Consider the following 22357-nt stretch of genomic DNA (forward strand, 5'->3'; position numbering starts at 1 on the left):
TGTAGACTGAACCGAACGCTCATCGACGACGGGAATCCTTACATGTTCGCTGGAATGCAAGGCTGGCACCTTCTGATCGTGCTCGCCGTCATCCTCCTTCTGTTCGGTGCCGCCAAGCTGCCGGCGCTGGCGAAGAGCATGGGCCAGTCCGCCCGCGTCTTCAAGGGTGAGATGAAGGCGATGAAGGAAGAGGACGCGCCTCGCGCCGACTCGACCGTCGCCGACCCCACGTCGGTCAAGGACTCGGGCGCAGACCCTGAGACTCCGCCTCGCGCCTGACGGCCGTGGCAGCCATCGAACCGACCGTGATGCCGAAGGCGGATCGGGATCGGCGGATGTCGCTGGGCGCGCATCTCGTCGAATTGCGCAAGCGTCTGATGTACGCGGCGCTCGCTCTGGTCGTGGGCATGGTCGTGGCGTTCATCGTCGCCGACCCGGTCATCCACTTCATCACGGAGCCCATCCGCATCATCACCGAGAAACGCGGTGATGACTTCAGCGCGCTCAACTTCGGTACGGTGACTGCCGCGTTCGACATGCGCATGCGGATCGCCTTCTCGATCGGCCTCTTCATCTCGGCGCCGGTCTGGCTGTGGCAGGTGTGGGCTTTCATCATGCCCGGCCTGACCCGCAAGGAGATCAAGTACACAGTCGGCTTCGTGGTTGCTGCCGTCCCGCTGTTCTTCGCGGGGTGCTACCTGGGCGTGATGATCATGCCGCACGTGATCGAACTCATGTGGAGTTTCACGCCCGACGGTGCGACCAACTTCTACTACGCGCAGGAGTACTACGACTTCGTCTTCAAGCTGATGATCGTCATCGGCGTCTCGTTCGTCCTGCCGGTGTTCCTCGTCGCGCTGAACCTCGCCGGGGTCATGTCGGGCCGGGCGATCCTCAAGGGCTGGCGCATCGCCATCATCATCGCGACGGTGTTCGCCGCGCTCGCGACCCCGGCCGCCGACGTGGTCAGCATGCTGATGCTCGCGGGGATCCTGATCGTCCTCTTCTTCGCTGCCGCCGGCCTTTCTCTGCTGTTCGACCGGCGCAAACGCAAGCGCGACGAAGCGACCGGGCTGTTGCCGGACGCGGTATGAGTTCGCCGTCCGATAGGTACGCGCAGGCGCAGCAGGCAGCGGAGCACCCGGAGACCTCGGCGTTCGCGGCACTGCAGAAGTTCGAGCTCGATCCGTTCCAGGTCGCGGGATGCCATGCTCTGGAGAACGGCCGCAGTGTGCTGGTGGCCGCACCGACGGGGGCTGGCAAGACGATCGTCGGCGAGTTCGCGATCCATCTCGCGATGCGGACCCCGAGCGACAAGGCGTTCTACACCACGCCGATGAAGGCGCTCTCGAACCAGAAGTTCCGTGAGTTGGTCGAGGTGTACGGAGCGGATCAGGTCGGTCTGCTCACCGGTGACACCAACATCAACGGCAACGCGCGGATCGTGGTGATGACCACCGAGGTCCTCCGCAACATGATCTACGCCGACTCCGCCGCGCTCCGCGACCTGCGCTACGTGATCATGGACGAAGTCCACTACCTCGCAGATCGTTTCCGCGGCGCGGTGTGGGAAGAGGTCATCATCCACCTGCCTCAGCGGGTGCGATTGGTGTCACTGAGCGCCACGGTCTCCAATGCTGAGGAGTTCGGCGACTGGCTCGACACGGTGCGCGGCGAGACCGACGTCATCGTCTCCGAGATCAGGCCCGTGCCGCTGGAGCAGCACGTCCTCGTCCGCGATGACCTGCTTCCGCTCTTCGACGATCGTGCGGGCATCGCGACCGCACAGGTGAACCAGGAGCTGATGCGCATCCGCTCGTCGACCGGGTCGAACTACGACAACAACCGGCAGGTGCAGTCGTACCGCAGTGACCGCCATGCCGGGCGACAGGCGAAGCGTCCGCCGCGGGGTGGACGACGGCCCGTGCGCGCCGCCAACGCCCGCCGGATCGAGCGGATGGATCGTCCGGAAGTCGTACACCTCCTGGAGAGAGCGAACCTCCTCCCCGCCATCTTCTTCATCTTCAGTCGCGTGGGGTGCGACGCCGCAGTGCAGCAGGTGCGGCGCGCCGGGGTTCGGCTGACGTCCGCCGAGGAACGCGCGGAGATCCGTGCGCTCGTTGAGGACCGCACCCGGACTCTCCAGGACGAAGACCTCGACGTGCTCGGCTACTGGGAGTGGCTGGACAACCTCGAGCGCGGCGTCGCCTCGCACCACGCGGGTCTGCTGCCGGCGTTCAAGGAAGTCGTCGAGGAGCTGTACCGACGCAAACTCGTGAAGGTCGTCTTCGCGACGGAGACTCTGGCGCTCGGCATCAACATGCCCGCCCGCACCGTCGTGCTCGAGAAGATGGAGAAGTTCAACGGCGAGGCCCGGGTCGCGATCACCTCGGGGGAGTACACCCAGCTCACCGGTCGCGCCGGAAGGCGGGGGATCGACGTCGAAGGTCATGCGGTCGTGCAGTGGACCGAAGGCATGGACCCACAGGCCGTCGCCGCGCTGGCGTCGCGCCGCACGTACCCGTTGAACTCGAGTTTCCGCCCCACCTACAACATGGCCGTGAACCTGATCGACATGTTCGGCAAGGCCAGGGCTCGTGAGATCCTCGAGTCGTCGTTCGCGCAGTTCCAGGCGGATCGCGCCGTCGTCGGACTGGCGCGCCAGGTGCGAGAAGCTGAAGCGTCGCTGGCGGGATACCAGAGCTCGATGGCCTGCGAGCACGGCGACTTCCCCGAGTACGCCGCCATTCGCCGGGAGCTCAGCGATCTCGAGAAGAAGAATCGTCAGGATTCCCAGGCGCCGCGGGCGTCGCGTGACAAACGGATGAAACGCATCCAGACGCTGCGCACGCAGATGCAGCGCCACCCCTGCCATCGCTGCCCGGATCGGGAAGCACACGCGCGCTGGGCGGAACGCTACTGGAAGCTCAAGCGCCAGACCGATCGGATCCGGCGTCAGATCGAGACCCGAACCGGGACGGTGGCGCGCGTGTTCGATCGGGTCGTCGAGGTACTCGAGACTCTGGACTACCTCACGGAAGTCGATGGCGAGACCACGTTGACGGAAGCCGGGCGCACGATGCGCCGGATCTACGGTGAGCGAGATCTCCTCGTCGCAGAGTCGCTGCGCCAGGGACTCTGGGCGGGCCTCGATGCCCCCTCACTCGCGGCGATGGCGTGCTGCCTCGTGTACGAACCGCGCCGTGACGAGGTGAACTCGGGGGAGCGGGGTCTCCCGCGTGGAGCATTCCGCACGGCCTGGGAGAAGACGACGACGCTCTGGGCCGAACTCGACGACCTCGAACAGGATCATCGCCTGCCGGGCAGCGAACCGCTCGCCGCCGGGCTCGCCGGCGCGATGCATGCCTGGGCTCGCGGCGGCATGCTCGACCGGGTGCTGATCGACGCCGACATGGCCGCGGGAGACTTCGTGCGCTGGGCGAAGCAGACGATCGACCTCCTCGATCAGCTGTCCATCGTGGCCGAGGATGCGGCTGTCGCTCGCACCGCACGCAGTGCCCTCGACGGTGTGCGCCGCGGCATCGTCGCCTATTCGTCGATGTGATGATGGCGACGACGTCCGCGAACGCCGCTGCGCCCGAGCGCGCGCTGCTGCCCCTGTGGGCAGCGGTGCCCACAGCCGCGCTCGGGGCACTGCTGATGAACCTCGCCTATCCGGGCGCCGCAGTATGGGCTCTCGCATTCCCCGCCACAGCTCTTGTGCTCGTGGCGCTGATCGGCAGACGGTTCGGCGGCGCACTTCTGGTCGGTCTGGTCTACGGCATCCTCTTCTTCGCTCTACTGGTCTCCTGGACGTCTCGCTACCTCGGGCCGATTCCGTGGGCGGCGCTCAGCGTCGTGGAAGGCGGTCTCACCGCCATCGCGCTCGTGCCCATCGCACTCGCCTACAGATGGCTGCCCCGTGCGTTCCCCGGCGCTGCAGGGCGTGTCCTGGGGCTTCCGATGGTCGTCGCGGCCCTGTGGGTCGGGCGTGAGCTCTTCGTCGGCTCCTGGCCGTACGGCGGCTTCCCCTGGGCGCGGATCGGGATGAGCCAGGCCGAGAGCCCCCTCGCGCCAATCTCCTCATGGCTCGGGGTGAGCGGTCTCAGTTTCCTGATGGTGCTGCTGGTCGCGATGCTGATCGAGCTCGTCCGCACGCGCGGGTGGCGTCGTCCGCTCGTCTTGCTGGTACCGGCGGTGCTGGTCGTGGTCCTGCTCTTCACTCCGCTGTTCCCAACCATGTCGTCGGGGTCGATGAGGATCGCCGCGGTTCAGGGCAACGGACCGACCGGGTATTTCGACGAACGCGAGCCGTTCTCGGTGATCCAGGCGCAGACCGACGCGACGGTACCGCTCTACGGGGAGGATGTCGATCTCGTCGTGTGGCCGGAGGGTTCTCTGGACGCCGACCCCTTCGAGAACGCGGCGATCGCCCGGAGGATGACTCTCGTATCGAACCGGATCGATGCGCCGCTGCTCGCGAATGCGGCGACCGCGCGGGACGATCTCTACTTCAACACCTCGATGCTGTGGACCGCCGACGGCACGGCCACGCAGACGCACGACAAACGACACCCCGTTCCCTTCGGCGAATACGTGCCCGACCGAGCGTTCTTCAACGCCCTGGCCCCCGACTTGATCGGCCTCATCCAGCGGGAGTACACGCCGGGGTCGAACCCGCCGATCGTCGAGGTCGACGGCGTCGCGATCGGGCTCGCCATCTGCTTCGACGTCATCTACGACGACGTGATCCGGGAAGGGCTGAACGACGGCGCCGAGGTGTTGGTCTTCCAGACCAACAATGCCGACTTCCGAGGCACCGACGAGAATCTGCAGCAGCTGTCCTTCGCCCGGATGCGCGCCATCGAGACAGGTCGCAGTGTCGTGAACGTGTCGACCGTCGGTACCAGTCAGGTCATCAGATCCGATGGATCGACCATGGCCAGCCTGGATGCAGGAAAGGCCGGAGCGCTGCTCGAAGATGTCGAGCTTCGTTCCGGCCTCACGGCGGGGGTTGTCCTGGGCCCCTGGATTCAGCAGTTCCTGCTGTGGGGCGGTCTGGGCGCGCTTCTCCTCGGGTGGTGGCGCGCCCGGGGCACTACGCCCCGATCTTCTCGCGGGTAGGGTCTTCTCCGGCGCCGCGGCGGGCGCGGATGAAGGCGAGTCGCTCTTCCAGCAACTCTTCGAGCTCCGCACGGGTACGGCGCTCCATGAGCATGTCCCAGTGGGTGCGAGCGGCCTTCTCATCGCTCGCTTCGAGCGTCACGGCCTGGCCGTCGACGTTCAGGCGTGCTTCGGCACCGCAGGCGCGGCATTCCCAGGTCTGGGGCGGTTCGGCGTCGGCCGCGAACATCAGGTTCGTGACGTGGCCGCAGGTGTCACAGGTGTAGGTGGTCTCACGGCGCTCCATGAAAACGACGCCCTCTTCGCTCTGTAGGCTCTGGGCGCCGAGTCGGATGCCGCGCAGGCTGCGATCTGCCATTTTGTGGTCCTCTCGTCGCTGTCAGGTATAACGCTCCAGCCTGTGCGCTTCATCCACGCGGGCGGCATCTCGGCGCGATTCACAGCTGAATCTCAGTGCCGGAGGTTATGGGTCGCGTCGGGAGTCGTCGGTTCAGGACAGAGTCCGAAGGGCGACGTCAGACCGATCCGAGACGATCCCATCGACTCCGGCGGCAACGAGACGGCGCATATCGGCGGGATCGTTGACCGTCCACACATGTATCTCGACACCGCGTCGGTGGGCGGCGCGGACGAGGGCAGGGGTGAGCACGGTGAGCGCTCCGTGTCGCTCGGGGATCTGGAGCGCGTCGATTCCCTGGAGCACGCGTGCGGAGGAGAGGCGGAGCGCGGACAGCGCGCGAAGCCCCGCGATCGTGCGGCTTCCGCCCGATGTCGCGGGCCGAAGCGAGGCGCCGGCCCGCAAGACGGAGGAGACGGCGGCGCGGCGGCTCGCGTCTGAGAAACTCGTGACGAGCACGCGGTGGGTGTGTTCGACCAGAATCGGTCCGAGCGGTTCGACAGCGGCGGGTGTCTTCACATCGATGTTGAAGCGCACATCGGGAAACGAGTCGAGCGCCTCCGCCACCGTGAGCAGTCCGCCGTGGGCGGAGAGGATCTCGCGTAGCTCCAGCGTGCGCACGTCCCGCACTGCTCGCGTGTCACCGACGAGCCTCTCAAGTGTCGAGTCGTGGAACAGCACCACATCGCCATCCGCCGTGACCTGGCAGTCGGTCTCGACATACTCGGCGCCCGCCGCGTGTGCGGCGGCGAAGGCAGCAGCGGAGTTCTCCCAGATGCCCGAATCCTCGCCCTCCGCGGTGACCAGACCGCGGTGAGCGAGGACCCGAGGATGCCGCGCTTTCGTGAAGTACGGGTGGGTCACGCGCCGGGAAGCGTGTTCGTCGGGCCCTGACCCGGCTTCGGCGTGAACGCGCTGCCGATGCCCTTGAGCGCCTCGGTGAGCTCACTCGGGATGATCCACAGCTTGTTGGACTGTCCCTCGCTGATCTTCGGCAGCATCTGGAGGTACTGGTAGGCGAGGAGCTTGTCGTCGGGCGCACCCTGGTGGATGGCGGTGAAGACGTTCTGGATCGCCTCGGCCTCACCCTGGGCGCGGAGGACGGCGGCCTGCTTGTCACCCTCGGCTCGGAGGATCTCGGCCTGGCGAGCGCCTTCTGCCTCGAGGATCGCCGACTGCTTGGTGCCCTCCGCCGTCAGGATCGCGGCGCGACGGTCACGCTCAGCGCGCATCTGCTTCTCCATGGAGTCCTGAATGGAGATGGGCGGATCGATCGCCTTGAGCTCGACGCGGCCCACGCGGATGCCCCACTTGCCGGTCGCCTCGTCGAGCACCACCCGGAGCTGGCCGTTGATGTTGTCACGGCTGGTCAGGGCTTCCTCGAGGTTGAGGCCACCGACGACGTTTCGCAGCGTCGTCGTGGTGAGCTGCTCGACGGCGCCGAGGTAGTTGGCGATCTCATACGTCGCCGCGCGGGCATCCGTCACCTGGAAGTACACGACCGTGTCGATCGAGACGACGAGGTTGTCCTCGGTGATCACCGGCTGCGGCGGGAACGAGACGACCTGCTCACGCATGTCGATCAGCGGCCGGAGCCGGTCGATGAAGGGGACCAGGATGTTGAGTCCGGGGGTGAGGGTCTTGTGATAGCGGCCGAGGCGTTCGACGACGCCGGCCGTCGCCTGGGGGATGATCCTGATGGCGCGTGCGACGGTGACCACCACGAAGATGATCACCGCGATGGCGAGGATCCAGCCGATCGCTGCGGGAATGAACGATGCGTCGTCCAAGGGGGTTCTCCTAGTCGTTGACGGGTCGGACGATGGCGGTCGCGCCGTTGATCGCGCTCACGGCGATCGGGGCTCCCTGAGGGATGGCGACCGGCGTAGCGGTGCGCGCGGTCCAGGTGTCGCCGTTGGCGAGCTTCGCCTGGCCGGAGATCTGCGTGATCTCGGCCAGCGCGATGCCGCGCAGATCGACGAGAGCGTCCACGTTGGACTTCGTCGGGTCTTCGCCGCGCCGGAGGCGCTTGAGCAACGGCGGTCGGAGGAAGAGGATGAACGCTGCCGCCGCCACGGCCGCGATGATCACCTGCACCCAGACCGGGACACCCAGCAGATCAGTCAACAGTCCGACGACACTGCCGAAGCTGAGCATGAGGAACGTGAAGTCCAACGAGAGCATCTCGATGACGAGGAACACGGCGATCAGGACCAGCCAGCCGATCCAAGCCCATTGGTCGATGAACGTGACGAATGTCGTGAAGTTGTCCATGCGGCCTCCTTTGTGGTCAACGTATCACGCGGGGGACCGCCGATCCGGGTGCCACAGCGCTCCCTTGATAGTGTGAGTGAGCCGTGCGATCACGGCCTTTTCGCGCATCATGAGGAGTCACCGTGACCGACGTTCTTCCCGCAGGTTCCCTCGACGGCAAGGTGGCGCTCGTCACCGGCTCATCACGCGGGATCGGCGCAGACACCGTCCGCTACCTCGCCGAGGCCGGCGCGGATGTCGTCATCAACTTCCGCAACAAGGCACCGCGCGCCGAGAAGCTCGCCGCGCAGCTGCGCGAGCTCGGACGTCGGGCGCTCGTGGTGGGGGCCGACCTCACCGATCCCGCATCGGTGGCCCAGATGTTCGACGCCGTCCGCGCGGAGTACGGACGTCTGGATGTCCTCGTACTGAACGCCTCCGGTGGCATGGAGTCGGGGATGGCCGAGGACTACGCGCTCACGCTCAACCGGGATGCGCAGCTCAACGTGCTGAACGCGGCGACCCCTCTGTTGGGCGACGGGGCGCGCGTCGTGTTCGTCACCAGCCACCAGGCGCACTTCATCCGGACGACACCGACCATGCCGGAGTACGAACCGGTAGCCCTGTCGAAGCGAGCAGGGGAGGATGCACTCCGTGAGCTCATCCCGGCTCTCGCCGAGAAGGGGATCGGCTTCACGGTCGTCTCCGGCGACATGATCGAGGGCACGATCACCGCCACCCTGCTGGAGCGGGCGAACCCGGGCGCGATCGCCGAACGCCGGGAATCGGCCGGCAAGCTCTACAACGTCTCCGAATTCGCCGCCGAGGTAGCCAAGGCCGCGGTCGACCCGGTGCCCTCCGACAACACGCGGCTCGTCGGAGATGTGAGCGCGTTCGTCGCCGAGTAGCCGCAGACGAGAATCGGCCCCGTCCTGCTGACGCAGGACGGGGCCGATTCGGCGATGGGGGGAGACGTCAGCTGACGGGCTCTCCCTGGACAGCGGCGACGTACTCCTTCTCATCCTTGCCGAGCGTGATGGCACGCACGATCTGGATGATTCCGAGCACGATCAGCGAGATGCCGAGCAGCAGCCAGAAGGCGAACCCGGCGATCAGCGGCGAGAACAGCACGATGATTCCCGCGATGATGCTGAGGATGGCGTACAGGACGGTCCATACCCGCGAGCCGTCGCTGCCGAGGAGCGTCAGGGCGACGACGCCGTCGACGATCCAGCTGACACCGATGAAGATCACGACGACGAAGGCCAGCGTTGCCGCCGCGGCGCTCAGGTTGAAGAACGCGATGACGCCGGCGACGACGTAGAGCAGGCCGAGGACGATGTGTCCCACGCGAGCCCATCCGCCCTTCGCGCCCGAGAAGATCCCGAGGCCGATGTAGACCAGGCCGGCGATGACGAGGTAGGAGGCGAAGATCGCCGTCACGATGACCGCGGACTTCACCGGCCAGACCAGGAGGACGATTCCGGCGAGGAGAGCGAGAACGCCCGCTACGGCCAGCGAGACACGGATCGACTTGAACAGTGACTTCGCCTGGGTGAGTGGTTCAGACATGGTGGGGACCCCTTTCTGAGAAGTTCCTGTGAGGATGCACCCTCAGGGTAGCGCTCTCGCAGGCAGACGTGGGGCAAGCTCCGCCGACCGTGTTGCTCGAAGTCATCGCGGGACTCGGGGCGACATGACAGGATCGACGGGTGACAGGCCCGGACGAGACGCGTTTGCGCGAGCTCATCGTGATGCGCAAGGTTAGAGACCGGATCGATCGGGAGTACGCGAAACCCCTCGATGTGGAGGCGCTCGCGCGCGGAGTGCACATGTCGGCGGGGCACCTCAGCCGGTGCTTCCGGGAGGCATACGGCGAGTCGCCTTACTCCTATCTGATGACGCGTCGGATCGAACGCGCGATGGCACTGCTGCGACGCGGAGACCTCACGGTGACGGAAGTGTGCTTCGAAGTCGGGTGCTCGTCGCTCGGAACCTTCAGCACGAGATTCTCGGAGCTGGTGGGTGTCCCACCCAGCGTGTACCGTGAACGCGCCGCGAACGTCGAGGGGATTCCCTCGTTCCAGGTGAAGCAGGTCACCAGACCGATCAGGAATCAAGAAGCACCGCGCACCGACACGCATCTAACGTGAACACCATGAAGATCAGCATCCATTACGCCTTCCTTCCCCACACCGACGCCGAGGCCGCTCTCACGTTCTACCGGGACGCCCTCGGGTTCGAGGTGCGCAACGACGTCGGCTACGACGGTCTCCGCTGGCTCACGGTCGGTCCCGAGGGTCAGCCGGAGACCTCGATCGTGCTGCATCCGCCGGCAACCGACCCGGGAATCACGGAGACCGAGCGTCAGACGATACTCGAGCTCATCGCCAAGGGCAGCTACGCGGCGCTGACCCTCGCGAGCGATGACGTCGACGATCTGTTCTCCCGCCTCGTCGACAGCGGTGCCGACGTCGTGCAGGAGCCGATGGATCAGCCGTATGGCGTGCGCGACTGCGCGTTCCGCGACCCCGCGGGCAACCTGCTGCGTATCAATCAAGCAGCCTGAACACTCTCCGATTCACGAAGGACGCAGATGACCGACGACCAGCACCCCGCGGACACCCATGACCTGATCCGCGTGCAGGGCGCACGTGAGAACAATCTGAAAGACGTGAGCGTCGACATCCCGAAGCGGCGGCTGACGGTCTTCACCGGGGTGTCAGGGTCGGGCAAGAGCTCGCTCGTCTTCGACACGATCGCCGCCGAGTCCCGGCGCATGATCGATGAGACTTACAGCGCGTTCGTGCAGGGGTTCATGCCGTCGGTGCCGCGCCCGGATGTCGACGTCCTGGAGGGACTGACCACCGCGATCATCGTCGACCAGGAGCGTCTCGGCGCGAACCCGCGGTCGACCGTCGGTACCGTCACCGATGCGAACGCGATGCTCCGCATCCTGTTCAGCAAGCTCGGCCAGCCGTACATCGGCGGTCCGACGGCGTTCTCCTTCAACATCCCCACTCAGAAGGCCAGCGGAGTGATGACCGGGCCCGGGGGAGAGAAGAAGATCGTGAAGGATGCGATCTACCTCGGGGGCATGTGCCCACGGTGCGAGGGCAGGGGAGCAGTCTCCGACCTCGACCTGGCTCAGATCGTCGATGAGTCGAAGTCGCTCGACGAGGGCGCGATCATGGTGCCGGGATACACCGCTGACGGCTGGATGGTGAAGGGGTTCTCGCAGTCCGGGTTCTACCCCGCCGACAAGCCGATCGCGCAGTTCACCGAGAAGCAGCGCCATCTCTTCCTCTACGGCGAGGTGACGAAGGTGAAGATCTCGGGGATCAACATGACCTATGAGGGTCTGATTCCGAAGATCACGAAGGCGATGCTCTCGAAGGATCTCGACGCGTTGCAGCCGCACATCCGCGCCTTCGTCGAGCGCGTCGCCACGTTCGCGGTCTGTCCCGAGTGCGATGGGACCCGGCTGACGGAGGGCGCGCGTTCCTCGAAGATCGACGGCATCAGCATCGCCGATGCCTGCCGGATGCAGGTCACGGACCTCGCCGCCTGGGTCCGCGGACTCGATCTTCCCGGAGCCGGACCGCTGCTCCAGGCGCTCAGCGCGAACCTGGACGCCTTCGTGACGCTCGGCCTGGGATACCTCAGCCTGGAGCGACCGTCGGGCACATTGTCCGGGGGAGAGGCGCAGCGGATCAAGATGTTGCGTCACCTCGGCTCGTCCCTGACCGACATCACGTACGTCTTCGACGAGCCGACCATCGGTTTGCACCCGCACGACATCCAGCGCATGAACGGACTGCTGCTCCAGCTGCGCGACAAGGGCAACACCGTCCTGGTCGTCGAACACAAACCGGAGACCATCGCGATCGGGGACCATGTCGTCGATCTGGGTCCGGGCGCGGGAAGCGCCGGTGGAGAGGTCTGCTTCGAGGGCACGGTCGAGGGATTGAAGGCGAGCGGCACCAAGACGGGAGACCATCTCGATGACCGGGCGCAGCTGAAGGATGCTGTGCGGTCGGCATCGGGGGCGATCGAGGTGCGTGGCGCCACGGCGAACAATCTGCAGAACGTCGATGTCGACATCCCCACCGGTGTCCTCACTGTCGTGACCGGTGTCGCCGGGTCGGGAAAGAGCTCGCTCATCCACGGCTCGGTGTCGAAGCGCGACGGAGTCGTGGCGATCGATCAGGCCGCGATCAAGGGCTCCCGGCGGAGCAACCCGGCGACGTACACGGGGCTGCTCGAACCGATCCGAAAGGCGTTCGCGAAGGCGAACGGTGTGAAGCCCGCCCTGTTCAGCGCCAACTCCGAGGGCGCCTGCCCCTCGTGCAAGGGCGCGGGTGTCATCATCACCGAGCTCGGATTCATGGACACGATCGAGACCCCGTGCGAGGACTGCGACGGCAAGCGCTTCCAGGCAGGCGTCCTCGAGTACAAGCTCGCGGGAAAGGACATCACCGAGGTTCTCGATCTGTCAGTCGCCGAGGCGCGAGTGTTCTTCAGCGAAGGGGAGTCCACCCTCCCCGCCGCCACGGCGATCCTCGGCCGCATGGAAGACGTGGGGCTCGGGTACCTGTCGCTCGGGCAGCCGCTGTCCACTCTGTCGGGCGGCGAACGCCAGCGGATCAAGCTAGCGATCCAGATGGGGGAGAAGGGCGACGTCTATGTGCTCGACGAGCCGACGACCGGCCTGCACCTCGCAGACGTCGACAAGATCCTCGGACTGCTCGATCGACTCGTCGACTCGGGGAAGACCGTGATCGTCATCGAGCACCACCAGGCGGTCATGGCACATGCCGACTGGATCATCGACATCGGCCCTGGCGCCGGCCACGATGGCGGACGGGTCGTCTTCGAGGGAGCGCCGAAGGATCTGGTATCCCAGAAGTCGACAGTGACGGGGGAGCACCTCGCAGAGTACGTCGGCGCCTGAGCCATGAGTGCATGAGGCCGATCAGGTTCGCGGAACCGCGCCCCGCCACGTCGTGATCGCAGTGCGCGTCTCATGGTCGAGGCCGGCTTCCGCGAACCAGTCGTCGATGCGAAGGTTCTCGTACATGTCGCGGAACGCCGAATCGGGTGTGTGCCCGAAACGGCCGAGGATCTGGTGTCTTTCCTCGACCTCGAACGAGCGTCGGTGCAGGAGCGCCATCCGTTCGGCGTTCGCGAACGATCCCATGTAGTCGCGAACGGCTGCATCACTGGTGACGTCGAGCGCACGGAGGAGCACCGCGGCTACGAGCCCCGTTCTGTCCCACCCGGCAGAGCAGTGGAAGAGGATCGCACCATCGTCGGCGGATGCCATCGCGGTGAGCACCTCAGCGAGGCGATGAGGCAGCTCTTGCAGATGTGCCAGGTAGTAGAGCGGCGTTCCCCACCGTCCGTCCGCTTCATAGGGCGCCCAGAAACCGACGTCGTCGCCGTCGAGGTCCACCCGTACGTGGGCGAGCGGAGACGGCACCTCGCCGCTGGACTCGTCGGGGCGACGGAGATCGATGACGGTACGCACTCCGTATGCGAGCAGAGCCTCCCACCCGGAAGCATCGACTTCATCGAGACGTTCGGCGCGAATGAAGATGCGATCGGGCGTGGTCGTTCCGTCGACGCGCTCGAGCCCACCGAGATCCCGGGCGTTGGCCAGGCCGTTGATGCTGAGGGCGGGCTTCATGCTTCCCATCCTCGCATCGGCCCGGACCGTCAGCCTCTGCGACGAACCCTGCGCACGATCAGGAGAAGGGCGCCTGTCAGCAGGGTGGCGGCACCGATCAGAACCAGGGGAGTGGCGTCAGCGCCGGTGACGGCGAGTGAGCCGTCCTGTCCTTCCGGGACGTTCGGCGTGCCGGGACTGCCCGGCGTGCCAGGGCTCACGGGCGAATCTGGGACCGAAGGCGGGTCCGTGGGCGGAACCAGCGACACCGGGTTCTCCAGGCTGATCGCGACGGTGTCGTCGGTGATCGTGAACGTCGCTGTGCCGTCGCGGTTGTCTCTGACGCCGGTACCGGTGTAGATCGGCGTTCCGTAGATGACGTCCTCGCCCGCGGCAGCAGCCTCAGAGAGTGTGACGGCTGTGCCCACGGGCAGGTCGGTGAGTCCACCGGTCGCGCCATCCGTGAGCCCGAACTCGCCGGTCGTCGCGGAACCGGAAACGATGAACGAGTAGTCGATCGTGTACTGAGCCCCATCGACCGCATTCGCGCCGTTCCCGCTCACGGTCTTGGTCACATCGAACCCACCGAGACCGTCACCGTCACCGTCACCTCCGGACGCGACGTAGGCGACGGGGGTTGCGGTGACCGTACGACCGGCGACCGTCATGCTGTTGCCGAAAGCCTCGCCATCTTGGACGCCGGACGGAAAGTCCATCACGGTGATGAACTGGTAGACGCGGTCATCGCTGGTCACCGGTTCGTTGAAGGTCACCGTGAAAGTGTGAGAGGCCGCATCCGCGACGAGGGAGTAGGTCCCCGCGCCCGTGCCGTGCGAAACGGTGTGCCAGACGTCGTCGCCCCAGTCCGAGTCGAGAGTCCAGCGTGCGGAGGTCGCCGCCGGATCGAAGGTGAGCTGCTCGTCGTACTCATCAACGATCGTCACAGGTTGGCCGTCGGCCGACGCCAAGACCTCGGCCGGGATGTTCAGAGCCCACGTCATGGACTCTCCGTCGAAGTTGACGGATCCCCATTTCTCCGGACTCTGGGGGAGGCTGGCAGCGTTGTCGCCCACGCCGCCGGGAGTCGCCATGTCGAACGTCAGGCCGTTGTCCGCGGTGAAGACGACGGACTCGTCATCGAATGCAGATGTGAAACGTGCCTGGAAGTGCAGCGAACCGCTTACGTTCGTGTGGGTCTCGACATAGTCCCCGAGTGTGCAGAGGAAAGACCCGGACGAGACGACGCAGCTTCCGACCTCAGCTCCGTCGTCGTCCCGCAGTGCGAAGGACGCCGCGTATCCGGACATCGAATCGGGAAAATCGAGGCTGAAGGTGTCGCCCGCCATCGCGGTGTCATCCACCGCCCAGGTCGCTTCGACCGTGTAGGGCGTTTCCGTCATAAGGGGTGGCGCGTTCATGATCTCTACGCCGGTGATCGCCGTCACGGGCGCCGCAGTCGCGGCAGCGGTGGCGAACAGCGCCGGCACGCTCCCAACGAGGATCGCGACCAATCCCAGTGCGAGTCGGCGAGCGATGCAGCGTCCTCTTGTCACGCGTGTCGTTCGAGAGTTCATCGGTGTCCTTCGCTCGAGGGGATCAGCTGATCTGTCGCCGTCACCAATACTGTATCGCGTAACATCTTACATATGACGGCATTGATGCCGCGCGCGAGGACATACTCGGCGAGTGCGTGGGGCTGGCATGGGGCGCGGGCGTGTTACGTGTGGGAATGCGAGCAATCCGCAGGAAAGGTTGCGTCGCTCGCGACAAGGTAACTGCGAAGTCGAGAAGTCGACGCCGATACCGGGTTCCGTCTCCGGGGCGATCGGATGCGGGAGTTGCGTGTGGCCTGAACTCGGCGGCGCGTGTCGGCTGAGCCTCGTGAGGTCTTCCTGCGCCATCGGCGTTCGATCTCCTGGAGCACGGTCTCGGTTGATCTATAGCCGATAATGCACATTATGTCAGATCGCGTCAGGATGGCCACCGCCGGCTCAGCCAGCGCTCCTCTGATTCGCGGTAGAGGCATCCCCCCTGAGCGGGACGTGAATCTACTGCGCGGACCAGACGCCGAGCTCGTTGCCGCTGGGGTCGGAGAAGTGCAGGCGTCTTCCGCCGGGGAACGCGTACGGGTCTTGCAGAATCGTGCCACCGGCGGCGATGATGCCGCTCATCGTCGCGTCGAGGTCGTCCGAGTAGAGCAGTACCAGCGGGCCTCCGGCCGGACGCGGCTCGTCGGCGAGCAGGAGCCCACCGACCTCGCTGCCGTCACCTCGCGGCGACATGATGCCGGCATAGCCCGGCCCGTAGTCGGTGAAGCTCCACGCGAACGCCTCGGCGAAGAACCGCTTCGATGCTTCGAGATCCGTGACGACGAGTTCGACGTAGTCGAGTGAGTGGTGCAGCGGTGAACTGGTCATGGCGTCACGCTAGTCGCCACCTCCGACATCGACCACGGACGGGGCGCCGCCGTCGCAGGAGTAGCGTTGATACGTGCCGCAGGTCCCCCACTCCCCCGTGTCCACACCAGGAGTTCGCGCATGGATCATCTGGTCCGTCGGTGTCGCGGCCTATGTGCTTTCCATCACGAACCGCACGTCGCTCGGTGCCGTCGGAGTGGAGGCCGCTGACCGCTTCGACGCGGATGCGTCGACACTCGCACTGTTCGCCGTCGTGCAGCTCGCGGTCTACGGAGGGATGCAGATTCCGATCGGGGTCCTGCTCGACCGCTTCGGTTCTCGCCCGATCATGACGATCGGCATGCTGCTGATGGCGGCGGGGCAGCTCACCATGGCCCTCTCCCCCAGCATCGGTATCGCGATCTTCGCGCGGGTTCTACTCGGTGCCGGCGACGCGGCCATCTTCCCTGCGGTGCTACGACTCGTCGCGACCTGGTTTCCCGCGCAGCGGGGTCCGATCATGGTGCAGTTCACCGGGATCATCGGGCAGACCGGTCAGCTGATCGCCCTGGTCCCCCTCGCTGCACTGCTGCATGCGACGACATGGAGCATCACGTTCGGCAGCATCGCCGGGCTCGGAGTGCTGTTCACGATCCTCGTGGCGCTCGTCATCCGCAATCACCCGGCCGAGCGCGGCGCCGACGTCACCGTGAACACCGACACGGGCGTGATCCGCGTTGTCACCTCCGCGATCGACACGGGCGTCGGCATCCGCGCGGCGTGGGCTCACCCGGGAACCCGCCTCGCCTTCTGGTCGCATTTCACCACGCCGTTCGCGGGTACCGCGTTCGTCCTGCTGTGGGGAATGCCGTTCCTCACAGCGGCCGAAGGCCTCGATGCCGCACATGCTGCGGGGATCATCTCTGTATATGTCGTTTCCGGCATGCTTCTCGGGCCCATCATCGGAGATCTCTCCCGTCGATTGCCCAATCACCGCTCGCTCGCGCTCGTGCTTCCCGCGGTCGGTGTGCAGATGGCCGCCTGGATCGCTGTCATCGCGCTGCCCGACACCGCTCCCATCTGGCTGCTCTACGTTCTCGCCGTCGCGCTGGCAACCGGTGGGCCCGCGTCCATGATCGCGTTCGATCATGCCCGCACCCACAACCCGAGCCATCGTTTGAGCACCGCCACCGGCGTCACCAACGCCGGCGGGTTCATCGCCGCTCTCATCGCGATCTTCCTGATCGGACTCGCTCTCGACCTTCAGGGCGCGGGTACGCCCGAGACATACACGCTCGAGGCGTTCCGCCTCGCCTTCCTCATGCCGATCCCCCTCTGGATCATCGGTACGACCTTCATCCTCGTCGAGCGCAAGCGGACGCGGATCCGGATGGGCCTCGACCCTGAGCGTCGTCGCTGAGCGCCGCTTCTCACGACGTCCACCGCACGCGGGCTCCACGCCCCGTGCGGCTTCGCCGTGCCGGATGATCCGAAGCGTTACATGGTGACGCAGGGCGGGGCTGACTCGCCGGCGGGGGTGGCGTCGTGCTGGGGACTCAGCGGAGCAGGTGCTGCAGCGTCTCGACGATCAGCTCGACGCTCACGCGTTCGGGAACCTCTGTGTCGCCGGCTTCGAACTCCGCGAGCTCGACGCCTCGGACGGAGCCCGATGACAGAGCGGCGAAGATCGCCGCGATCTGGTGCGGCAGCAGACCACCTCCGACGCGGTACGCGGCCGGGATGTACCCCGGTTCGAGCACGTCCCAGTCGACGTGGATCCACACGGGCCGACCGGAGACGAGCTCCAGCACCCGCTCCGGTGTGCTCTCGGAGGGGGCGAGCACCGTCACGCCCGCGCCGGCGAGCAGCTCGCCCTCGGCCGGGTCGATGTCGCGTCCGCCGACAACGACGACCTGCCTCGGATCGAGCCCTGATCCGTGGCCGCTGTCCCACAGCCCGCATGCCGCCGCGAGAACCATTCCGCCCAGGTAACCGGACCCCGTCGTTTCCGGGGTGTTGAAGTCGCCGTGCGCGTCGATCCACAGCAGCATCGCATCGGGATGGTGCTCGGCGACCGTCGGAAGCGTGCCGAGACTCGCCGCGCAGGTGTTGGTGATGAGCAGCGGTGTCGCTCCTGCGCTGAGGGCACTCCGCAGCGCATCGCGCAGTCCGGTCAGTGTCTCTTCCGCTTGCGGGAGCGCGACGGACCAATCGTCTTCCGTGCTCGCCGTCGGCGTTCCGACGATCTGAGGGACGAGACCGAGCAACGACGACACCGCCTCGCCGACTCGATGAGCACCGATGAGGGCGCCGTCGGTACGGTCGGCGACGCGACCCTGAGAGACGATGAGCGAGTACGCGGATGCCATGCGTCCAGCTTTTCACTCGTGGGACGACCGACCAAACGGGCGATCACCGCACCGTCGTTGCGTCCTCTGCAGAAGTCGCCCGGCGGCGCGGCTCACTGCCTGCGTGGCGTCCACCCGGAAGGCAAGGGGCCGTCCTGCACGGCTCGTTCCCGGTCTCCCTGGGCCGACCACCCCTGGGCCTCCCCCGGAATGTCGAAGGCTCCCCGCGCAAGCCGGAGACCCACGTCCTCGTGATGCATGCGCGGCGCTCCCCCACGACGCACCGACGCGCGAACGCTCCACGCGTCGTCGGCGAACCCTCCGCCGCGGAACACGCGATAGTCGTCGTAACGGGCAGGATCCAGCAGGTCCCAGCACCATTCCCAGACATTGCCGAGCGTGTCGAAGAGACCGTTCAGGTTCGGGAGCTTGCCGCCGACGTCCTGCGGAGTGGACACGCCGTCCGCACTCGTCCACGCGGCGTCGGCGAGGGGCGCGTAGTGCGGACCCGTAGAGCCGGCGCGGCACGCGAACTCCCACTCCGCTTCGGTCGGCAGGCGGTAGCCGTCTGCGGTGGTGTCCCAGCTCACATCCTCGCCATCGAACAGGTACACCCGGTCGAGGCCTTCCCACTCGGACGCGGCATTGCAGAAGTGCACGGCTCGCAGCCACGAGAGATCGGATGCGGGGCGCCGCGGATGGCGCATGGGGACGTCGAGAACGTCGGCGAGCTGTTCCTCCGTGACCGGATAGATCCCGATCTCGAACGGCTCGAGCTCGACCACACGCTGCTCTTTACGACGGGCATCGTTCAAGGTCATGACGCCCGCGTGGATGCGAGCCAGTTCGAGGTCGCTCACGACCCTATCCGCCGTAGCCAGGCGGGTCTCACGAGGGAATCCGTTCGACCCAGGTGGGATACTTCGCGGCACGGCCGTCTCCGGATGACGTGCGTGTCACACGACGCCGCACCCACGGACCGACGAACTCTCGGTAGTACGCGAGACCGGAGGGACCGGCTCCCAGGCGATCGCTCGGCGCCCACCAGGTCTCCGGAGGCTCGAAGCCCAGCGCGTGGAGCACCCGGGCGGCCACGCGGTGATGTCCGGCCGCGTTCATGTGCAGACGATCATCGGCCCAGTACGCGCCCCGGGAGAGCTCCCGGTCCGGCCAGTTGAGCGCTCGGATGACGTCGGGACGTTCTTCGATCCGACGTATCACCGCCTCGGAGAGCAGATCCCCTCTGCGCTGCACCAGCGACCCCATCGGAAGCTGCCCGCTGGGGTTCGCGCCGGAGAGGAGGATCATCGTCACACCCTCCTCGTCGCACCGGCGCAGCACCCGGCTGAACGCATCCGCGATGTGTTCGACATCGGTACGAGGGCGCAGCATGTCGTTGCCACCGCCGTTGAACGAGAGGTGAGTGGGTCGCAGAGCCAGCGCGGGTTCGAGTTGCTGCTCGACGATCGGCCAGGCCAGCTTGCCGCGGATGGCGAGATTCGCGTACTGGATCGGGTGCCCGACGGCGTCCGCCCACCCCTGCGCCGCGAGATCGGCCCAGCCGCGCTCCTGCCCGTTCGGGAGAACGTCGCCGACGCCCTCTGTGAACGAGTCGCCGATAGCCACGAAGCGCACATCTGCCATCGTCCCAGCCTATTGCGGCCCGACGACACGGCGGTCGCTTCGCAGCGGATGCGCCCGCGTCGTCAGCGGTCGTCGAGAGCCTCTCCGCCGCGGTCGACCAATCCCCAGGCGGCGGCGGCTGCGCCGAGGAAGCACACGCCGAACACCGCGAACAGCAGGGGCGCTCCCCCGGCGAGAAGGATGACGGGGACGGACAGCGGCGCCACGATCGAGGCGATTCGACCGATCCCGGCCGCCCATCCCGCTCCGGTCCCCCGCAGAGACGTGGGGTAGATCTCGGGCGTCACCGCGTAGAGCGCGCCCCAGGCGCCGAGGTTGAAGAAGGACAGCGCCATTCCCGCGCCGATGATCGCGCCCTCGGTGGACGCCGTACCGAAGATCACGGCCGAAACGGCCGAACCCACCAGGAAGACCGAGAGGGTCAGGCGTCTCCCCCAGACCTCGATCAGCCAGGCGGCGACAGCGTATCCGGGGAGCTGGGCGAGCGTGATGATGAGGGTGAAGCCGAAGGACTTGACGAGGTCGAAGCCCGCGTCGACGAGGATGCTGGGGATCCAGATGAAGGCGCCGTAGTAGGCGAAGTTGACCCCGAGCCAGACCAGCCACAGGCACAGCGTCCGTAGCCGGAACTCCGGGTTCCACAGGGTTGCGAGGCGTGCGCGCGCCGTGATCGCGATCGCACGAGAGGGTGGTTCCTTCCGAATCGCCGGTGCCGAAACGACGCCGGCATCCGCCTCGAACGCCGAGACGATGCGGTCCGCTTCCGCGATGCGTCCGCGGGAGGCCAGCCAGCGCGGCGACTCCGGCATCCGCCAACGAACGAACAGTGCATAGACCGCGGGGATGGCGCCCAGCGCGAATGCCCATCGCCATCCATCGTCGGAGGCCGGGATGACGAGGAACCCGATCACCGCCGCGGCAGTCCAGCCCAACGCCCAGAAGGCCTCCAACACGACGATCAGACGTCCTCGGATGCGCGCGGGAGCGAATTCACTCACGTACGTCGACGCGACGGGAAGTTCGGCGCCCAGGCCCAGACCGACGAGGAACCGCAGGACGAGGAGGGCGGCGAGTCCACCGACGAGTGCGCTCGCGCCCGTGGCGACGCCGTATACCAGCAGAGTGAGCGCGAACACCTGCCTTCGTCCGAACCGATCGGCCAGAAGCCCACCGAGAGTGGCGCCGATCGCCATCCCGACGAACCCGATGGAGGCGATCCAGCCGGCGTCGGTCTTGCTCAGATCCCACTGCGTGGTGAGAGCGGCGAGGATAAAGGAGATGAGGCCGACATCCATGGCATCCAACGCCCAGCCGAGTCCGGAACCGGTCAGCAGGCGGAGGTGACGGCGCGTGAACGGGAGCCCGTCCAGGCGCTCAGCGAGCGAGGTGCGGCTCGGCAGGGCGGTGTTGGCCATGCTCCTCATCGTAGAGCCGGCGCAACCCCCCGCCCCGCCCGGATGACGACTCAGTCGCGGTCGGCGAGGAGCTTGCGGACCCGCGGGATCACCTCGGTGCCGTACAGCTCGATGCTGCGCATCATCGAGTCGTGGGACAGCGTGCCGGTGGCGTACTTCAGGTCGAAGCGGCCGAGTCCGAGAGTGGTGATCGTATCGGCGATCTTCGCGGCCACCCGGTCCGGTGACCCCGCGTAGATCGCACCTTCCGGTCCGACGTCGTTCTGGAATCGCGCGCGACTGTAGGCGGGCCATCCGCGCTCCCGCCCGATCGTGTTGTTCATCGCCTCGAAGCCGGAGTAGGCAGCATCCCACGCTTCGGCGTCCGTCTCGGCGATGTGCCCCGGAGAGTGCACCGAGATCGGATGCGACGTCGTGCCGAACGAGGCGACCGAGCGGTGGTAGAGGTCCACGAACGGCTTGAACCGGTGCGCCGGGCCCCCGATGATCGCCAGCATCAGACCGAGGCCGTGGCGGGCGACCCGCACGACCGACTCCGGGCTGCCGCCGACGCCGACCCACGTGCGCAGGCCGTTCTCGGTCTTCGGGAACACGTTCGCGTTCTCCAGAGAGGCGCGCATCGTCCCGGACCAGGTGACCGGTTCCTCCTTGAGCAGTTCGACGAAGAGCTCGAGCTTCTGCTCGAACAGTGCGTCGTAGTCGCGGAGGTCGTAGCCGAACAGCGGGAAGGACTCGATGAACGAGCCTCGACCCAGGACGACCTCGGCCCGCCCGTTCGAGAGTGCATCGAGAGTCGAAAACCGTTCGAACACGCGCACCGGGTCGTCGGACGACAGCACGGTGACCGCGGTGCCGAGTCGGATGTGCTCGGTGCGCGCGGCGATGGCGGCGAGCACCATCTCGGGCGCGGAGACGGCGAACTCCGTGCGGTGGTGCTCCCCCACCCCGAAGAAGTTCACACCGACGGTGTCTGCGAGCTCCGCCTGCGCCACGATGTTGCGGATCGTCTGAGCCGCGGTGAGGAGCTCCCCATCCGCGTTCCTGGTGATGTCCCCGAAGGTGTCCAGCCCGAATTCGATGCTCATGTCATGCCTTCCTATTCACGTGAATGA

General features: G+C 66.5%; 22 protein-coding genes. 9 read left to right on the forward strand and 13 right to left on the reverse strand.

The features are described from left to right. The first annotated feature begins 42 nt into the window (after positions 1-42). From tatA to lnt, 4 genes are read left to right on the forward strand one after another with little or no spacing between them, the layout of a single operon-like run. Positions 43-279 carry a twin-arginine translocase TatA/TatE family subunit gene (tatA, locus tag GZ67_RS0109660; protein ID WP_029263402.1) on the forward strand — a complete coding sequence of 79 codons (237 nt, stop codon included), beginning with the start codon at positions 43-45 and terminating at the stop codon, positions 277-279. 56 nt (positions 280-335) lie between these two features. Then, positions 336-1094 (forward strand): twin-arginine translocase subunit TatC, encoded by a 759-nt coding sequence (gene tatC, locus GZ67_RS0109665; protein ID WP_029263401.1) that lies wholly within the window; start codon positions 336-338, stop codon positions 1092-1094. Next, complete coding sequence (locus GZ67_RS0109670; protein WP_029263400.1) at positions 1091-3565, forward strand: DEAD/DEAH box helicase; 2475 nt, start codon at positions 1091-1093, stop codon at positions 3563-3565. The genes tatC and GZ67_RS0109670 overlap by 4 nt, the downstream gene beginning before the upstream one ends. 2 nt (positions 3566-3567) lie before the next feature. Continuing rightward, on the forward strand, positions 3568-5124 hold the full coding sequence (gene lnt / locus GZ67_RS0109675) for an apolipoprotein N-acyltransferase (RefSeq protein ID WP_136025878.1): 1557 nt from the start codon (positions 3568-3570) through the stop codon (positions 5122-5124). Here lnt and GZ67_RS0109680 read toward each other — a convergent pair. The 4 genes from GZ67_RS0109680 to GZ67_RS0109695 all read right to left on the reverse strand — a co-directional run bounded on the left by GZ67_RS0109680 (position 5099) and on the right by GZ67_RS0109695 (position 7795). Further along, positions 5099-5482: an RNA polymerase-binding protein RbpA gene (locus GZ67_RS0109680; protein WP_029263398.1), complete on the reverse strand. Its 384-nt coding sequence runs from the start codon at positions 5480-5482 to the stop codon at positions 5099-5101. The two genes, lnt and GZ67_RS0109680, sit on opposite strands and share 26 nt — an antisense overlap. A gap of 132 nt (positions 5483-5614) precedes the next feature. Then, complete coding sequence (locus tag GZ67_RS0109685) at positions 5615-6385, reverse strand: glycerophosphodiester phosphodiesterase family protein (protein WP_029263397.1); 771 nt, start codon at positions 6383-6385, stop codon at positions 5615-5617. Beyond that, the gene (locus tag GZ67_RS0109690) at positions 6382-7311 is read right to left on the reverse strand and encodes an SPFH domain-containing protein (protein ID WP_051662450.1); all 930 of its coding nucleotides are present in this window, start codon (positions 7309-7311) and stop codon (positions 6382-6384) included. Before GZ67_RS0109690 ends, GZ67_RS0109685 begins: the two co-directional genes overlap by 4 nt. Positions 7312-7321: 10 nt before the next feature. After that, entirely contained in the window at positions 7322-7795 is a 474-nt protein-coding gene (locus GZ67_RS0109695) for an NfeD family protein (RefSeq protein WP_029263395.1), read from the reverse strand. A gap of 122 nt (positions 7796-7917) precedes the next feature. On the opposite strand from GZ67_RS0109695, the gene GZ67_RS0109700 reads away from it, so the two are divergent. Continuing rightward, positions 7918-8682: an SDR family oxidoreductase gene (locus tag GZ67_RS0109700; protein WP_029263394.1), complete on the forward strand. Its 765-nt coding sequence runs from the start codon at positions 7918-7920 to the stop codon at positions 8680-8682. A 67-nt stretch (positions 8683-8749) separates the two neighbouring features. Here GZ67_RS0109700 and GZ67_RS0109705 read toward each other — a convergent pair whose 3' ends face one another. Beyond that, positions 8750-9346 carry an HdeD family acid-resistance protein gene (locus GZ67_RS0109705; protein ID WP_029273870.1) on the reverse strand — a complete coding sequence of 199 codons (597 nt, stop codon included), beginning with the start codon at positions 9344-9346 and terminating at the stop codon, positions 8750-8752. 182 nt (positions 9347-9528) lie between these two features. Between GZ67_RS0109705 and GZ67_RS0109710 the strand changes: the two genes are divergently transcribed. From GZ67_RS0109710 to GZ67_RS0109720, 3 genes are read left to right on the forward strand one after another with little or no spacing between them, the layout of a single operon-like run. After that, positions 9529-9927 carry a helix-turn-helix transcriptional regulator gene (locus tag GZ67_RS0109710; RefSeq protein ID WP_051662469.1) on the forward strand — a complete coding sequence of 133 codons (399 nt, stop codon included), beginning with the start codon at positions 9529-9531 and terminating at the stop codon, positions 9925-9927. 5 nt (positions 9928-9932) lie between these two features. Then, the gene (locus tag GZ67_RS0109715; protein WP_029263391.1) at positions 9933-10343 is read left to right on the forward strand and encodes a VOC family protein; all 411 of its coding nucleotides are present in this window, start codon (positions 9933-9935) and stop codon (positions 10341-10343) included. Between the two features lie 27 nt (positions 10344-10370). Then, entirely contained in the window at positions 10371-12728 is a 2358-nt protein-coding gene (locus GZ67_RS0109720; RefSeq protein ID WP_029263390.1) for an ATP-binding cassette domain-containing protein, read from the forward strand. Positions 12729-12749: 21 nt separating this feature from the next. Here GZ67_RS0109720 and GZ67_RS0109725 read toward each other — a convergent pair whose 3' ends face one another. The 3 genes from GZ67_RS0109725 to GZ67_RS0109735 all read right to left on the reverse strand — a co-directional run bounded on the left by GZ67_RS0109725 (position 12750) and on the right by GZ67_RS0109735 (position 15859). Beyond that, positions 12750-13463: a tyrosine-protein phosphatase gene (locus GZ67_RS0109725; RefSeq protein WP_029263389.1), complete on the reverse strand. Its 714-nt coding sequence runs from the start codon at positions 13461-13463 to the stop codon at positions 12750-12752. A gap of 29 nt (positions 13464-13492) precedes the next feature. After that, positions 13493-14995 carry an Ig-like domain-containing protein gene (locus GZ67_RS0109730; protein WP_136025875.1) on the reverse strand — a complete coding sequence of 501 codons (1503 nt, stop codon included), beginning with the start codon at positions 14993-14995 and terminating at the stop codon, positions 13493-13495. Positions 14996-15490: 495 nt separating this feature from the next. Continuing rightward, entirely contained in the window at positions 15491-15859 is a 369-nt protein-coding gene (locus GZ67_RS0109735) for a VOC family protein (protein ID WP_029263387.1), read from the reverse strand. A 73-nt stretch (positions 15860-15932) separates the two neighbouring features. Here GZ67_RS0109735 and GZ67_RS0109740 point away from each other — a divergent pair, with 73 nt between their 5' ends. Then, the gene (locus GZ67_RS0109740) at positions 15933-17258 is read left to right on the forward strand and encodes an MFS transporter (protein ID WP_029263386.1); all 1326 of its coding nucleotides are present in this window, start codon (positions 15933-15935) and stop codon (positions 17256-17258) included. A gap of 136 nt (positions 17259-17394) precedes the next feature. On the opposite strand, the gene GZ67_RS0109745 is transcribed toward GZ67_RS0109740, so the two are convergent. From GZ67_RS0109745 to GZ67_RS0109765, 5 genes are all read right to left on the reverse strand, one after another. After that, positions 17395-18207: an arginase family protein gene (locus GZ67_RS0109745; RefSeq protein ID WP_029263385.1), complete on the reverse strand. Its 813-nt coding sequence runs from the start codon at positions 18205-18207 to the stop codon at positions 17395-17397. A 92-nt stretch (positions 18208-18299) separates the two neighbouring features. Then, positions 18300-19046 (reverse strand): formylglycine-generating enzyme family protein, encoded by a 747-nt coding sequence (locus GZ67_RS0109750; RefSeq protein ID WP_029263384.1) that lies wholly within the window; start codon positions 19044-19046, stop codon positions 18300-18302. A 28-nt stretch (positions 19047-19074) separates the two neighbouring features. Next, positions 19075-19830 (reverse strand): SGNH/GDSL hydrolase family protein, encoded by a 756-nt coding sequence (locus tag GZ67_RS0109755; RefSeq protein WP_029263383.1) that lies wholly within the window; start codon positions 19828-19830, stop codon positions 19075-19077. 62 nt (positions 19831-19892) lie between these two features. Beyond that, complete coding sequence (locus tag GZ67_RS0109760; RefSeq protein ID WP_029263382.1) at positions 19893-21245, reverse strand: MFS transporter; 1353 nt, start codon at positions 21243-21245, stop codon at positions 19893-19895. A 50-nt stretch (positions 21246-21295) separates the two neighbouring features. Next, positions 21296-22330 carry an LLM class flavin-dependent oxidoreductase gene (locus GZ67_RS0109765; protein WP_029263381.1) on the reverse strand — a complete coding sequence of 345 codons (1035 nt, stop codon included), beginning with the start codon at positions 22328-22330 and terminating at the stop codon, positions 21296-21298. Between the last annotated feature and the right edge of the window lie 27 nt (positions 22331-22357).

It is taken from the genome of Microbacterium sp. Cr-K20, from assembly GCF_000708325.1.
Classification (GTDB): domain Bacteria; phylum Actinomycetota; class Actinomycetes; order Actinomycetales; family Microbacteriaceae; genus Microbacterium.

Coding starts and splice junctions, on each gene's coding strand:
- lnt (WP_136025878.1), top strand. CDS start 3,568: ATGGCGACGACGTCCGCGAACGCCGCTGCGCCCGAGCGCGCGCTGCTG.
- GZ67_RS0109695 (WP_029263395.1), bottom strand. CDS start 7,795: ATGGACAACTTCACGACATTCGTCACGTTCATCGACCAATGGGCTTGG.
- GZ67_RS0109725 (WP_029263389.1), bottom strand. CDS start 13,463: ATGAAGCCCGCCCTCAGCATCAACGGCCTGGCCAACGCCCGGGATCTC.
- GZ67_RS0109720 (WP_029263390.1), top strand. CDS start 10,371: ATGACCGACGACCAGCACCCCGCGGACACCCATGACCTGATCCGCGTG.
- GZ67_RS0109715 (WP_029263391.1), top strand. CDS start 9,933: ATGAAGATCAGCATCCATTACGCCTTCCTTCCCCACACCGACGCCGAG.
- GZ67_RS0109705 (WP_029273870.1), bottom strand. CDS start 9,346: ATGTCTGAACCACTCACCCAGGCGAAGTCACTGTTCAAGTCGATCCGT.
- GZ67_RS0109710 (WP_051662469.1), top strand. CDS start 9,529: ATGCGCAAGGTTAGAGACCGGATCGATCGGGAGTACGCGAAACCCCTC.
- GZ67_RS0109670 (WP_029263400.1), top strand. CDS start 1,091: ATGAGTTCGCCGTCCGATAGGTACGCGCAGGCGCAGCAGGCAGCGGAG.
- tatA (WP_029263402.1), top strand. CDS start 43: ATGTTCGCTGGAATGCAAGGCTGGCACCTTCTGATCGTGCTCGCCGTC.
- GZ67_RS0109745 (WP_029263385.1), bottom strand. CDS start 18,207: ATGGCATCCGCGTACTCGCTCATCGTCTCTCAGGGTCGCGTCGCCGAC.
- GZ67_RS0109765 (WP_029263381.1), bottom strand. CDS start 22,330: ATGAGCATCGAATTCGGGCTGGACACCTTCGGGGACATCACCAGGAAC.
- GZ67_RS0109735 (WP_029263387.1), bottom strand. CDS start 15,859: ATGACCAGTTCACCGCTGCACCACTCACTCGACTACGTCGAACTCGTC.
- GZ67_RS0109680 (WP_029263398.1), bottom strand. CDS start 5,482: ATGGCAGATCGCAGCCTGCGCGGCATCCGACTCGGCGCCCAGAGCCTA.
- tatC (WP_029263401.1), top strand. CDS start 336: ATGTCGCTGGGCGCGCATCTCGTCGAATTGCGCAAGCGTCTGATGTAC.
- GZ67_RS0109755 (WP_029263383.1), bottom strand. CDS start 19,830: ATGGCAGATGTGCGCTTCGTGGCTATCGGCGACTCGTTCACAGAGGGC.
- GZ67_RS0109760 (WP_029263382.1), bottom strand. CDS start 21,245: ATGGCCAACACCGCCCTGCCGAGCCGCACCTCGCTCGCTGAGCGCCTG.